General features: G+C 55.9%; 12 protein-coding genes. 6 read left to right on the forward strand and 6 right to left on the reverse strand.

The annotated features are described in order from the left end of the window. The first annotated feature begins 485 nt into the window (after window positions 1-485). Window positions 486-1,241, forward strand: coding sequence for a glycosyltransferase family 25 protein (locus B4M48_RS10575; RefSeq protein ID WP_039384857.1), 756 nt, complete (start codon window positions 486-488; stop codon window positions 1,239-1,241). A 374-nt stretch (window positions 1,242-1,615) separates the two neighbouring features. Here the strand turns inward: B4M48_RS10575 and B4M48_RS10580 are convergent, their stop codons facing one another. After that, a complete protein-coding gene (locus tag B4M48_RS10580; RefSeq protein ID WP_039384858.1) occupies window positions 1,616-1,963 on the reverse strand; it encodes a YebY family protein in 348 nt (115 codons plus the stop codon). 191 nt (window positions 1,964-2,154) lie between these two features. Between B4M48_RS10580 and B4M48_RS10585 the strand changes: the two genes are divergently transcribed. After that, on the forward strand, window positions 2,155-2,385 hold the full coding sequence (locus B4M48_RS10585) for a DNA polymerase III subunit theta (RefSeq protein WP_039385974.1): 231 nt from the start codon (window positions 2,155-2,157) through the stop codon (window positions 2,383-2,385). A gap of 3 nt (window positions 2,386-2,388) precedes the next feature. Next, window positions 2,389-3,057, forward strand: coding sequence for an exodeoxyribonuclease X (gene exoX / locus B4M48_RS10590; protein WP_071668880.1), 669 nt, complete (start codon window positions 2,389-2,391; stop codon window positions 3,055-3,057). On the opposite strand, the gene B4M48_RS10595 is transcribed toward exoX, so the two are convergent. Then, window positions 3,051-5,114, reverse strand: a complete 2,064-nt coding sequence (locus tag B4M48_RS10595; RefSeq protein ID WP_071668881.1) for a prolyl oligopeptidase family serine peptidase — start codon at window positions 5,112-5,114, stop codon at window positions 3,051-3,053. The genes exoX and B4M48_RS10595 overlap by 7 nt on opposite strands. A gap of 95 nt (window positions 5,115-5,209) precedes the next feature. Beyond that, window positions 5,210-5,845, reverse strand: coding sequence for a tellurite resistance TerB family protein (locus B4M48_RS10600; RefSeq protein WP_039384864.1), 636 nt, complete (start codon window positions 5,843-5,845; stop codon window positions 5,210-5,212). A gap of 163 nt (window positions 5,846-6,008) precedes the next feature. Here B4M48_RS10600 and purT point away from each other — a divergent pair, with 163 nt between their 5' ends. Then, a complete protein-coding gene (purT, locus tag B4M48_RS10605) occupies window positions 6,009-7,187 on the forward strand; it encodes a formate-dependent phosphoribosylglycinamide formyltransferase (RefSeq protein ID WP_288656640.1) in 1,179 nt (392 codons plus the stop codon). A gap of 51 nt (window positions 7,188-7,238) precedes the next feature. Here the strand turns inward: purT and B4M48_RS10610 are convergent, their stop codons facing one another. Both B4M48_RS10610 and zwf read right to left on the reverse strand, forming a co-directional pair. Further along, window positions 7,239-7,877 carry a bifunctional 4-hydroxy-2-oxoglutarate aldolase/2-dehydro-3-deoxy-phosphogluconate aldolase gene (locus B4M48_RS10610; RefSeq protein ID WP_039384868.1) on the reverse strand — a complete coding sequence of 213 codons (639 nt, stop codon included), beginning with the start codon at window positions 7,875-7,877 and terminating at the stop codon, window positions 7,239-7,241. 215 nt (window positions 7,878-8,092) lie between these two features. Next, the gene (gene zwf / locus B4M48_RS10615; RefSeq protein WP_071668883.1) at window positions 8,093-9,571 is read right to left on the reverse strand and encodes a glucose-6-phosphate dehydrogenase; all 1,479 of its coding nucleotides are present in this window, start codon (window positions 9,569-9,571) and stop codon (window positions 8,093-8,095) included. A gap of 616 nt (window positions 9,572-10,187) precedes the next feature. On the opposite strand from zwf, the gene pyk reads away from it, so the two are divergent. After that, window positions 10,188-11,663 (forward strand): pyruvate kinase, encoded by a 1,476-nt coding sequence (gene pyk, locus B4M48_RS10620; protein WP_052246499.1) that lies wholly within the window; start codon window positions 10,188-10,190, stop codon window positions 11,661-11,663. Between the two features lie 90 nt (window positions 11,664-11,753). Next, complete coding sequence (locus tag B4M48_RS10625; RefSeq protein WP_039384873.1) at window positions 11,754-12,989, forward strand: MFS transporter; 1,236 nt, start codon at window positions 11,754-11,756, stop codon at window positions 12,987-12,989. Window positions 12,990-13,034: 45 nt separating this feature from the next. Here B4M48_RS10625 and lpxM read toward each other — a convergent pair whose 3' ends face one another. After that, window positions 13,035-14,009 (reverse strand): lauroyl-Kdo(2)-lipid IV(A) myristoyltransferase, encoded by a 975-nt coding sequence (lpxM, locus tag B4M48_RS10630; RefSeq protein ID WP_288656642.1) that lies wholly within the window; start codon window positions 14,007-14,009, stop codon window positions 13,035-13,037. Window positions 14,010-14,031 lie beyond the last annotated feature (22 nt).

The raw sequence follows: 14,031 nt of genomic DNA on the forward strand, positions 1-14,031 counted from the left end.
GTTTCAGAATAATCACCCGCCATGATTAAATTTGACGAAGTGTGATATCCGTCCTTGACTTTGTCTGTACATATCCGGGAGGGCGAACCATGACTGAGCTACTGCACATTATTTCTGTAGGCACACTCGTTGCAGGTATTTATCTGCTGGAGTGAGCGCTTTACCCGCTGCTGCGCGCGCTTTGCGGGCAGCAGCGGGCAAAGGAAAGGCCCTGCCGAAGCAGAGCCCTGAATTGGTGCGCCTGTTGATCATCATTGATTAGCAAACAGTCCGTCGTTAGATACGGCGCATTGAGTTGTCACCCTTTAAGCGTAGCCTGTTTCAGCAATAAGGCAAACTTTTAACTTGTTTTGTCCGGTTTATAAACTACAGAACGGAGCCAGTTACCGGCTGAGGCCTTATACTCAGCAAGATTGTTTATGTGATAATATCTGCATTATTCAGGTCAGGAATGTAAAGGAACCGCACATCGCGCACGGCAGATAATGAAAATTTTTATTGTAAACTTAAAAAGATCGGTCGAAAGACGGAATAAAATTGCATCCCAGCTTGATGCACTTAATCTTGATTACGAATTTGTCGAAGCGGTCGATGGCACACTCATGACAGCCGATGAAAGAGCTGCCGCAAGTGCACCGATTAATTACGCATTTTTACCCGGAGAGATTGGGTGCGCATTAAGTCATCAAAAAATTTACCAGAAAATCGTCGACAGCAATATTGAAGCGGCAATGATTCTGGAAGATGACATTATTTTCACTCGCGAAGCCAGGGACGTACTGGAAAAAATAAAGCCCGCCAGCCACAGACCAGAAGTGATCCTTTTTAGCCGTGCAAACAGTTATTTATTATCGCCTGTCTCTCATTTAACCCATAAACATGCTCTGCATAAAACGCTGCAGGCCACCACCACTCACTCATACGTAATTAACCACAAAGCCGCGCAATCTCTCTTAAAAAACCTGCATCCTGTCTGGATCACTGCAGATAAATGGACGCTTTTTGCAGAGCACGCGTTTGTAAGCGTTTTTTCAGTGGTCCCGCATCCGGTTCAGCTCTCCGAAGAGGCCAGCCAGTCTACAATAAACAGTAATAATGATATGAGTGAGATTGCCCGGCAAAAAAAGGTTATCTGGAATCAACTTATGTCATCACGACCGTTAAAAGCCAGGTTAAAACACCGTTTCCGGCGAGCGATCGTTCCACTGTTTTATAAAATAGTGGATCAGGGAAAGGGATAACGCTTCTGTTCTGTCAGGTAGCTGACTGACTATCCGCTAACGCCTGGATTTACCTGTTCAGAACCAGTGCGAGTGCCGTCCGGAGTGAGATGTCGGGTAAATGCTGGGAAACCCCTGAGTTATCTTTCAATAACAACCAGTTAAAAAAAGACCCAATACGATTCCTGTATCGGGTCCAGGGAAATGGCTCGTAGTGAGCCGTGCGCTAAAAGTTGGCATTTTTGAAGGCGAGGTGCCTTGCCTTTTAAAGGTAGTCCAACGGCGAACATTGTCCAGCAAGCAGCCTGAGGCGAGCCGGAAAGCTGCCAACTCTGTGATCGCGCTGGCACTACCAGACGCCTGCAACGCTTTTTGACGGCGGCGTCTGCCGGCTTTTACTTAACGCACAGCTGCTGCGCGCGATCGATAATCGGCTGCAGCGACATTTTACTGCCGGGATGCGCCTTATCATCTGCCAGGATAGTATTAATCGACTGCAGCGTGCCCTGCCCCGCATCGGCACGCGCCAGCGCTTTTTCATTCAGCGGGTACTGCAGTAGCGTGCTGGGGTTAATGGCAAACAGTGCGCCATCCTTTTCACAGGTCAGCATCACCTCTTCACGCGTGAAGGGCCACTTTGCCTTACCGATTTCAAAACGACTGACCGTAATAATTTCGCCCGCCAGCGCCTGGCTGCAGAGCGCCAGCAGCAGGCAGGCAGGAATCACTTTTTTCAGCAAAATATTGACCTCATTTCATCTTCACTGACACGGCAGGCAGACAGATTACCCGGCGGGTTTTCCGGCGCTGCCGCTGATGTGGCAGCAGGATACGCCGCCCGATTCAGCGTGTCGAGACCTGCAGTGCGATCCGGTTGCCCTTGATCCTGCTGCATGAAACCATTATTTTTGCCGCTGATTATCAGGAGAAAAGCATGCGTTATAATCTTGCACAGCTGTCGCAGGAAGAGAAAGACAAAGTCAACGTTGAGCTGGCGGCGGCAGGCGTCGCGTTCAAAGAGCGCTACAATATGCCGGTCGTGGCGGAGATGGTTGAACGCGAGCAGCCGGAAGCGCTGCGCGACTGGTTCCGTCAGCGCCTGATGCACTATCGCCAGGCTTCGCTCAGCCTCTCCCGCCTGCCCTACGAACCTAAGCAGAAATAACCTATGTTACGCGTGATAGATACAGAAACCTGCGGCCTGCAGGGCGGCGTGGTAGAGATCGCCTCGGTGGATGTCATTGACGGGCAGATTGTCAATCCGATGAGCGATCTGGTCTGCCCGGATCGCCCTATCAGTCGTCAGGCAATGATGGTGCATCGCATCACAGAAGCGATGGTGGCGGATAAACCTCCGATAGAAGCGATCATCAGCCGCTATCACGGCAGCCCGCACTATGTGGCTCATAACGCCAGCTTTGACCGCCGCATGCTGCCCGCCATGCCGGGTGAATGGATCTGTACCATGACGCTGGCGCGCAAACTGTGGCCCGGCATTAAATATGGTAATCAGGCGCTGCGGCACAGCCTGAAACTTGAGGTGACGCCGCCTGCAGACCTGCATGCACACCGCGCGCTTTATGACTGCTACGTTACCGCCGCGCTGCTGATCCGTATTATGGAGATCTCCGGCTGGAGTCCGGCGGAGATGGTAAGCCGGACTGAACCGGCTGCGCTCTCCGGCGATATCTTTCCGTTTGGCAAATATCGCGGACAGAGTATCAGCGCTATTGCGCGCCGCGATCCGGGTTATCTGCGCTGGGTACTGGACAATGTCCGCGATCTGCGCCCGCCGCTGCGGCAGGCGCTGCGTAAATATGTCAAAGACGATCAGTAATCCACCCGATCCGGCAGGCTGCCCTGCGCCAGCGCAATCAGGAACGTAAACTCCTGCGCAACGCCCTCATAGGATTTGAAGCGTCCCGACTTACCGCCGTGGCCGGAATCCATGTCGGTACAGAGCAGCAGCAGCGCGTCACTGGTTTTATATTCGCGCAGCTTTGCCACCCACTTAGCGGGCTCCCAGTACTGCACCTGTGAATCGTGCAACCCCGTGGTGATCAGCAGATGCGGATACGCCTGCGCGGTCACATTATCATAGGGGCTGTAACGGCTGATGTAGTGATAGGCGTCGGGCTGTTCCGGATTGCCCCACTCATCATACTCGCCGGTGGTTAACGGGATAGTGGGATCGAGCATGGTTGTCACCACATCCACAAACGGCACCTGCGCTACCACGCCGTGGAACAGGGTCGGTGCCATATTGACAACCGCGCCCATCAGCAGCCCGCCCGCGCTACCGCCCATGGCGTAGAGACGCTGCGGATCGCCATAGCCTTTGGCCACCAGCCCCTGCGTCACGTCGATAAAATCGGTGAAGCTGTTCATCTTATGCATCAGACGGCCGCTGTCATACCACTGCTGGCCCAGCTCGCCCCCGCCGCGGACATGCACAATGGCATAGATAAAACCGCGCTGCAGCAGGCTGACGCGGCTGGCGCTAAAGTTCGCCTCCATTGTGCTGCCGTAGGCACCATAGCCATAGACCAGCAGCGGATTTTTACCGCGCTGAAAATATTTCCGATGATAAACCAGCGATACCGGCACTTCGGTACCGTCGCGCGTTTTGATCCACTGGTGCTCACTTCTGTACTCATCCGGATCAAAGCCTGGTATCGGCGTCTGTTTGAGGATGCGCCGCTCCCCGGTCTCCATATTCAGTTCAAACAGCGTATCGGGCGTGGTCATCGAGGAGTAGCCGTAGCGCAGCGTATCGCTCTCCGGCGTGGGGTTAAACGCCAGCCAGGTCACATAGGCGGGATCGTCAAACGCGATACCATAGCTCTCGCCGCTGGCGCGGTTAATCTGCCGCAAAGTACTGACGCCGCGCTGGCGCTCTTCTACTACCAGCCAGCTGCGAAACAGCTGGAAATCCTCCAGAACGACGTGCTCGCGCGCCGGTATCAGCGTCTCCCAGCGCTGCTCCGCCAGCCAGGCGCTGCGGTAGAGACCGAAGTTCTTGCCGTCGCGGTTCGAGCGGATATAAAAATTGTGGTTATAGTGGTCGATGCTGTATTCGTGATCGCGCCGGCGCGGGCAGAATACCTGCGGCTGCGCGTCAGGATACTCCGCGTCCAGCAGCAGGATCTCACTGGTGGTGGTGCTGAAGAGCGCAATCAGAATAAAGTGCTCTGACGTGGTTTTATGCACGCTAAGATGAAAGCTCTCATCCTTCTCTTCATATACCAGCTGGTCATCACTCTGCGGATGGCCCAGCTCATGGCGCCATATCTGATACGCCAGCAGCGTTTTCGGATGTTTGCGCACATAGTAAAGCGTACGCGAGTCGTTTGCCCAGGCTACGCTGGATGAGGCGTTATGTAATACTTCAGGATACCAGCTGCCGCTCTGCAGGTTACGAAAGCGGATACCATACTGACGGCGCGATAAAAAATCTTCCGCCAGTGCCATAACCTGATTGTCCGGGCTGATATCCAGCGCTCCCATGGTGTAGAAGTCGCTGTGCGCAGCGCGCCGGTTGCCGTCAAGCAGCAGCTGCCAGGGTGCGTCCGCTCCGCCCTCAACCGGCTGCCGATAAAACGCTGCATATTCGTTGCCAGCCTCATAGCGGCGCTGATAGCGAAAGCCGTTTTTCGTATAGGGCACGGAATAGTCCTGACCCGGAATACGATCGACAATCTCTTTCAGCACCTTCTCCTGCAGCGCATTCTGCGACGCCATCATCGCCCTGCCGTAGCGGTTCTCCTCCTGCAGATAGGCGAGCACGCTGGGGTCTTCACGATCGTCATCGCGCAGCCAGAAATAATCATCGGTGCGCGTATCGCCATGCAACGTCATGACATGCGGAATTTTTTTTGCCTGCGGCTGTTTCATAACGCGGTTTCTCCCGGAGAAATCGTTTTATGCAAGCGTGGCACCAATCATGCGGGAATGCCAGAACTGCCGCAGGCGCAGCTGTTTCAGACCTCTCAGCCAGCAGATTCTGCGGCGATATCTCGCTGGATCCCGTCACGCACATCCTGCGGAATTTTCAGCGCATCGCCCAGCGCGGTGAGATAACTGCGCTCCATAAAGTGGTCGATATCGACAGCTGCACAGCTGAGCACGTAGAGCTCCAGCGCCTCCTCTTCATTTTTTACCCCGGCCGCCAGCCACTGCGGATCGAGCGGACGCGCCATCGCCTGCTTAATCAGGCTTTCCGCCTGCGCGCCATAGCCCGCCTGCTGAATCTGTTTCTCAATTGCAGCCTGTTCAGCCTCATCGATATGACCATCACTTTTGGCAGCAAATACCAGCGCAGCGATCAGCCGTTCTGCGCGCTGGTCAGGCGGCGTTTGCTGCCCGTCAGTGCCGGATGCGGACGGATACGCTGTGCGGATACGATCTTTATATTTATTCCATAACAGCGCACCGGCTGCCGCACCGCCGCCCAGCAGCAGCGCCTTGCCGCCAAATTTTGTCAGCAGTTTACGTGACGATTTGCTGCCCGCCAGCACGCCTGCCAGCCCACCCAGTGCCCCGGGCCCCAGGAGGTCACCCAACCCGGAAGTCCCGCCCTTTTTCTTTGCCAGAACCGTCTGAAGCTGCTGCAGCCACTGATTCATTGTTTAACTCCCGTTTAAGTTAGCCCGCTTTATCCTGGCGCAACCTGCGTCAGAAAATGTCAGAGCGGGCAAAGTACGGAAAATCTTTACCGGCGTAAAACGTGAGCGCGCAAACGTTTTCGTATATACTGCTGGCGCTTTTTTGACTGCTAAGGTGACAGGTATGACAACTCTCGGAACGGCACTGCGACCCGGTGCCACGCGCGTTATGCTGCTGGGCTCAGGCGAGCTGGGTAAAGAGGTCGCGCTGGAGTGCCAGCGTTTAGGTGTGGAAGTGATCGCCGTCGATCGCTATGCCAATGCGCCGGCGATGCAGGTTGCGCATCGCAGCCACGTAATCAATATGCTGGATGGCGAGGCGCTGGCTGCACTGATTGCCCGTGAACAGCCGCACTTTGTGGTGCCGGAAATTGAGGCGATTGCCACCGATACGCTGGTTGAGCTTGAAGCCCGGGGGCAGAAAGTGGTGCCGACCGCACGCGCCGCACGCCTGACCATGAACCGGGAGGGGATCCGTCGTCTGGCCGCTGAAGAACTGAACCTGCCCACCTCACGCTATCAGTTTGCCGACAGCCAGGCGCACTTTTTTACCGCAGCGGAAGCGATAGGGTTTCCCTGCATCGTGAAGCCGGTGATGAGTTCATCCGGCAAAGGTCAGAGCTTTATTCGCAGCGCGGACGCGCTGCAGCAGGCGTGGGATTATGCCCAGCAGGGTGGCCGTGCCGGTGCCGGCCGGGTGATTGTTGAAGGCGTGGTCAGATTCGATTTCGAAATTACGCTGCTGACGGTCAGCGCCGTTGACGGCATCCACTTCTGCGCCCCGATCGGCCATCGCCAGGAGGAGGGAGATTACCGCGAATCCTGGCAGCCGCAGCAGATGAGCGCCGCTGCCCTCGCACGGGCGCAGGAGATTGCGGCCAGCGTGGTAAACGCGCTGGGTGGATATGGCCTGTTTGGCGTTGAGCTGTTCGTTTGTGGTGATGAGGTGGTGTTCAGCGAAGTGTCGCCCCGCCCGCATGATACCGGCATGGTGACGCTGATTTCTCAGGATCTCTCTGAGTTCGCTCTGCACGTGCGGGCGTTTCTCGGGCTGCCGATCGGCAGTATTCGCCAGTATGGACCGGCGGCGTCAGCCGTGATCCTGCCGCAGCTGGAGAGTCAGGATGTGCGCTTTGCGCACGTTGATGCCGCGCTGGGCGCGGGTCTGCAGCTGCGTCTGTTTGGTAAACCGGAGATCAGCGGACAGCGGCGCCTGGGCGTGGCGCTGGCAACCGGAGAGAACACGGAAGAAGCGGTGGCGCGCGCCGTCGCCAGCGCGGCCGCGATAACTGCCGAAGGCTGACAGCGCTGGCAGCAGGTCAACGCGCCTGCTGCCAGATATCTGCTTCCTGAGCTACCGCGCGCCCGCTATCGCCTCACGCGCCAGTTGCGTGATCCGCTCCCAGTCACCCTGCTGCAGCGCCTCATCCGGCACCAGCCACGAGCCGCCGATACACAGCACGCTTTTCAGCGCCAGATAGTCACGATAGTTTGCCGGTGTAATGCCGCCGGTCGGGCAAAACCGTACCTGCGGAAAAGGTCCGGCAAGTGCTGAAAGCGCCTTTACGCCGCCGCTGGCTTCAGCCGGGAAGAACTTGAATTCGCGCAGGCCATGATCCATACCCATCATCAGCTCTGACACGGTGCTGATCCCCGGGATCAGCGGTACCGGCCCCTCTGTTGCGGCCCGCAGCAGCGACTCGGTCAGTCCCGGGCTTATCACAAACTGCGCGCCTGCATCCGTGACCTCTTTCAGCTGCTGCGTATTGATAACCGTACCGGCGCCCACAATCGCTTCCGGCACCTCACGAATAATGGCGCGCAGCGCATCCATCGCAACCGGCGTACGCAGCGTCACCTCCAGCACCCGGATACCGCCTGCGACCAGCGCTTTTGCCATCGGCACAGCGTGCTCAGGCTGCTTCACCACAATGACCGGCACGACCGGTCCGGTGCTCAGCACCTGCTCTGCACTTATCTTCCAGTTCTTCATGAGGTTTCCCTGGTCACCGCAGCCCCGACGGCTGCGTTCTCATCATTAGCACTTTACCATACAAGATAAAACGGCTTTGCGTCTATGCAACACCACGTGGTGATGCTGCTGTGGACTCTCTCTGCTATGGGCGTTGGCACGCGCTGCGCAAAAAAATACCCCTGCATGGCAGAGGTATTGGTTGAGTCTGAATAGCGCATCCGTACGACGGGCGATTACTCGCTAAATTCGTTCCATGAACGGCCGTCGCGGGTGATCATCGCAACGGAAGCCACCGGGCCCCAGGTGCCTGCCTGATACGGTTTAGAGGCATCGCCATCCGCATTCCAGGCCTCGATAATCGAATCCACCCAGCCCCATGCTGCTTCTACCTCATCGCGACGGACAAACAGCGCCTGAATGCCGCGCATCGATTCCAGCAGCAGACGCTCATAGGCATCCGCCAGATGTGACTGATTAAAGGTTTCTGAATAGCTCAGATCCAGCTTAGTGGTCTGCAGCTTATGCTTGTGATCCAGCCCTGGTACTTTGTTAAGGATCTCGATATCCACACCTTCATCCGGCTGCAGACGAATAGTGAGTTTGTTCTGCGGCAGTTCAGAATAGGAGTCTTTGAACAGGTTCATCTCCGGGTTCTTGAAATAGACGACGACCTCAGAGCATTTGGAAGGCAGACGTTTGCCGGTGCGCAGGTAGAAAGGTACACCCGCCCAGCGCCAGTTATCAATATCAACGCGAATAGCCACGAAAGTCTCGGTTGCGCTCTGCTTGTTAGCGCCCTCCTCTTCCAGATAGCCCGGTACTTTTTTACCCTGTACAAATCCTGCCGTGTACTGACCGCGTACGGTTTTTTCACGCACGTTGGTTTGATCGATCCGGCGCAGTGAACGCAGTACTTTTACTTTCTCATCGCGGATTGCATCTGCACTGAGATCGGAGGGCGGTGACATAGCAATCATGGTCAGTACCTGCAGCAGGTGGTTCTGAATCATGTCGCGCATCTGGCCCGCTTTATCAAAATAACCCCAGCGGCCTTCAATCCCCACCTCCTCTGCCACGGTGATCTGCACGTGGTCGATGGTGCGGTTGTCCCAGTTATTCACAAAGATTGAGTTAGCAAAGCGCAGCGCCAGCAGATTCAGCACCGTCTCTTTGCCCAGATAGTGGTCAATACGGAACACCTGGCTCTCGTCAAAGAATTTACCCACGCTGTCGTTGATTTCACGCGAGGTTTCCAGCGAGGTACCCAGCGGCTTTTCCATTACCACGCGGGCAGGTTTTGCGTTCAGCTTCGCTGCGCCAAGCCCTTCACAAATGGCACCGAACGTGCTCGGTGGCATAGCAAAGTAGTTAATGGTTACGCGCTCTTTTTGATCGAGCATTTTACCCAGTTTGGTGAAATGCGTTGTATCGTTCACATCGAGGTTACAGAAGTCGAGACGGCCGCTAAGCTTATCCCACAGCGCTTCATCAATCTTCTCTTTCATGAAGGTTTCCAGCGCCTCGCGTACCACTTTGGTATAAGCCGCTTTATCCCACTCCGCACGTCCTACTCCGATAATACGGGTGGTTTCGTGGATCTGACCAGCTTTCTCCAGCTGATACAGCGAAGGCAACAGTTTACGGCGTGCAAGATCGCCTTTGGCACCGAAAATCACCAGATCGCATGCCTGGGCTGTTTGTGTTACCGCCATTTTCCTCTCCTCGTTGCAGGATCTCCCGGATGTGCATCCTCACCATCCCGGACCTTTATTGTCATGTTCTTACGGCACAATGTACTTTTTTCGCCGCGCCAGGACAAGCGAGCGTCCCGCTGTTCATCGCGACGTCGCGTAACCAACAGGCCGGCGTCCCTGACCAGGGTTTACGTCAGTCATTACAGACGGGGCCTGCAGAAGTATGACAAAGAATTCAGCTTCGCATTTATCTGCCGCTGCGCGAAGGCGTGCTTCACAGAGCAAATTTTACTAAATCATGGTGATGTAAGCGCTTTCATGTCTGTGCGGTGCCGTTCGGGCGCATTTTAGCTCTGCTATGCAGCCGTGTTATACCGATGCTAAAAATGCGCAAGCAAAACCGGGGTTATCCTGTGCCGCGTTTTAGCGTGATAGATCGCTCCGCACTTTGACAAAGCAGACCCATCTTAACAGGGTCAGACATTTGGTGTACCTTAGGTGTAAGCGTTTACCTGGCGTTAATACTTCAAGCCCTTTTGCGTCAACACCCTGGAAGCAGTATCAATAGCCAAACAGAGACACGCGCATTGTAAATTTAATGCCAATCAATCAGATAGAATAAAAGGATCACCGAATGACCAGCCCTACAGCTTTCATCTCAAAATCCCCGTCACGTCGTCTCAGAAGAACCAAGATTGTTACTACCCTCGGCCCGGCAACCGACCGCGACAATAACCTTGAAAAAATCATCGCGGCAGGCGCTAACGTAGTACGCCTTAATTTCTCCCACGGCACGCCCGAAGATCACCAGCAGCGCGCCGATCGCGTACGTCAGATAGCCGCCAAGCTGGGGCGTCACGTGGCGATTCTCGGCGACCTGCAGGGGCCAAAAATCCGCGTCTCTACGTTTAAAGAAGGGAAAGTATTTCTCAGCGTCGGCGATCGTTTTCTGCTTGATGCGAACCTGAGCAAAGGTGAAGGCGACAAAGAAAAAGTCGGCATCGATTACAAAGGATTGCCGGAAGATGTCGTGCCGGGCGATATTCTGCTGCTCGATGATGGCCGCGTACAGCTGAAGGTGCTGGAGGTGCAGGATGTGAAAGTCTTCACTGAAGTTACCGTCGGTGGTCCGCTCTCTAATAACAAAGGTATCAACAAGCTGGGCGGCGGCCTCTCTGCCGAAGCGCTGACTGAAAAAGATAAGCTGGATATCGTCACGGCGGCAAAAATCGGCGTTGATTATCTGGCGGTGTCATTCCCGCGCAATGGCGAAGATATGAATTACGCCCGTCGTCTGGCTCGCGACGCCGGCTGTGATGCAAAGCTGGTGGCCAAAGTGGAGCGCGCAGAAGCGGTTGCGACACAGGAAGCAATGGATGATATTATCCTCGCGTCTGACGTCGTCATGGTAGCGCGCGGCGATCTGGGCGTTGAAATCGGCGATCCGGAACTGGTTGGTATTCAGAAAGCGCTGATCCGTCGCGCCCGTCAGCTGAACCGCACCATCATTACCGCCACGCAGATGATGGAATCGATGATCACCAATCCCATGCCAACCCGTGCGGAAGTGATGGATGTGGCCAACGCCGTGCTGGATGGTACTGACGCCGTGATGCTGTCAGCGGAAACCGCAGCCGGGCAATATCCGGCGGAAACCGTTTCTGCGATGGCGAAAGTCTGCCTCGGCGCTGAAAAGATCCCAAGCGTAAACGTCTCCAAACATCGCCTGGACGTGCAGTTTGACAACGTCGAAGAAGCGATCGCGATGTCAGCTATGTATGCGGCAAACCATCTGCAGGGTGTTTCTGCCATTATTACCATGACCGAATCAGGCCGTACCGCGCTGATGACGTCACGTATCACGTCAGGTTTGCCGATTTTTGCGATGTCGCGCCATGAGCGTACGCTGAACCTGACCGCTCTCTATCGCGGCGTGACGCCGGTCTATTTTGACAGCAACAACGACGGTGTGGCTGCCGCCCACGACGCGGTAAATCTGCTGCGCGATAAAGGTTTCCTCGTCTCCGGCGACCTGGTGATTGTCACCCAGGGTGATGTGATGGGCGCAACCGGTACCACCAACACCAGCCGCGTGCTGCGCGTCGACTAACGCCGACGCGTTACGCGTAGCGGCTGTAAAAATGGACAAACGCGACTGCTCTGGCGGTCGCGTTTTATTTTGCATTTTCAGGGAGGCTTGATGGCCCGCTACCAACCTATTGCCCGCTTAACCGGACGTACGCTGCTGTTTCCACTGGCGCTGGTCCTGTTTGAGTTCGCGACTTATATCGCTCATGACATGATCCAGCCCGGCATGCTGCTGGTCACGCAGGAGTTTGCCGTCGGCCCGCAGTGGGTCTCCACCTCTCTGACTGCCTATCTGATGGGCGGCGTGGTGCTGCAGTGGCTGCTGGGCCCGCTATCAGATAAGTATGGCCGGCGTCCGGTATTGCTTTCCGGCATCCTGTTTTTTGTGCTGGCCTGCATCCTTACCACCTGGGTCAGCACAATTGAGCAGTTTGTCACGCTGCGCTTTGTTCAGGGCATCAGCCTCTGCTTTATTGGCGCCGTCAGCTATGCGGCGGTGCAGGAAGCGTTTGAAGAGGCGCTCGCGGTGCGGGTAATGGCTCTGATGGCGAATGTGGCGCTGCTGGCGCCGCTGGCCGGTCCGCTGGCCGGGGCGGCATGGCTTACCGCAGGCAGCTGGCGCAGTATGTTCTGGCTGTTTGCGATCTGCAGCGTGATAGCGTTTATTTTACTGTGGCGCATCATGCCGGAAACGGCAGGCGATCGCAGTCGCTCCGTAGCGCTGCCGGTGCTGGCGCGCGGCTATGGCCGGCTGGCGCGCGATAAACAGGTGATGTACGGTTCCTTTGCTATCGGCCTGGTGTTTATTCCCATTCTGACGTGGGTGGCGCTGTCTCCGGTGATCCTTATGCACGATGAGGGCCTGTCGCGCATGCATTATGCCCTGCTCCAGCTGCCGGTGTTTCTGGCTATGATTGCCGGCAATCTGACGCTGGGCAAACTGGCAGGCCGCGTACCGATTGAACAGCCGGTAAAACTGGCCGCCTGGCCCATCTTAATCGGACTCGGCATAGCGCTGATTGCCAACCTGATGAACAGCCACACCTACCTGCTATTAACCGCCGGACTCAGTCTCTACGCGTTCGGGGCTGGCATGGTGAATGCCGGTCTCTATCGCCTGACGCTTTACGCCAGCAGTGAAGGCAAAGGCAGTATTGCCGCTATGCTGGGAATGATCAGCATCCTGACGCTGGCAGCGGGCATTGAGCTGGCTAAAGCGGGCTATTTTCACGGGGGGACGCCGTGGTTCAGTACGCTGAATTTTGCTGCGGGTCTGCTGTGGTTTGTGCTCGTTACGCTGTTTCTGCGTGAGCGCAGACGACTGAGCAGGGTCGAAGAGGTCGTATAACCGTGCGCTGCCGCTACGCACTGCGGGTAGCGGCAGCATACAGAATCACTTACGCGGATAGAGATCTTTACGCCGGTAAGGCTCGATATCCCCCTCTTTACGCGTTTTCAGCAGCTTCAGGATCCAGGTGTATTGCTCCGGATGCGGCCGCACAAAAATCTCCACTTCTTCATTCATACGGCGTGCCAGCCTGGTGTCATCCGCATCCACCAGATCGTCCATCGGCGGCCGCACGTAGATCTCCAGGCGGTGCGTTTTACTGTTGTATACCGGAAACAGCGGCACTACCCGCGCCCGGCAGACTTTCATCAGTCGTCCCACTGCCGGCAGCGTAGCCTTGTAGGTTGCAAAGAAATCGACAAACTCGCTGTGCTCAGCACCGTGATCCTGATCCGGCAGATAGTAGCCGTAGTAGCCATGACGTACTGAGGCGATAAAGGGCTTAATCCCGTCGTTGCGCGCATGCATACGGCCACCAAACCGGCGGCGTACGGTGTTCCACAGATAATCCATTAGCGGATCGCTCTGATTGTGAAACATCGCTGCCATCTTCTGCCCTTCCGACGCCAGCAGCATGGCGGGGATATCCACGCCCCAGCCGTGCGGCACCAGGAAGATCACATTCTCATTGTTATTCTGTAAGTCAGTAATAATTTCACGGCCGTGCCACTCTACCCGCTGGCGCACCCGCTCCGGGTTGCGCATGCCGAGTTCTGCCATCATCGCCATCGCCTGCGGCGCGGTAGCAAACATGCGGTCAGCAATCTCTTCGCGCTGCGCTTCACTCAGTTCCGGCAAGCAGTAATAGAGATTGATCAGCGCACGACGCCGCGCACTTTTTGCCAGCTTACCGGCAAAGGTGCCTAAGCTACCAAGGACCGGATCGCGCAGGCTTGGCGGCAGCATTGCCATGCCCGCCAGCGCACCAACCGCCAGCCAGCTTCCCCAGTATTTAGGTTTTAAAAAAGAACGTTGAAAAACGGGAATAAACTCGCTGTTATTTTTTTTTCGGGTTTCCATGCACTCGCCTCTGACAATGACG

The organism is Pantoea sp. UBA6567 (genome assembly GCF_002434165.1).
Lineage (GTDB): Bacteria > Pseudomonadota > Gammaproteobacteria > Enterobacterales > Enterobacteriaceae > Pantoea > Pantoea eucrina.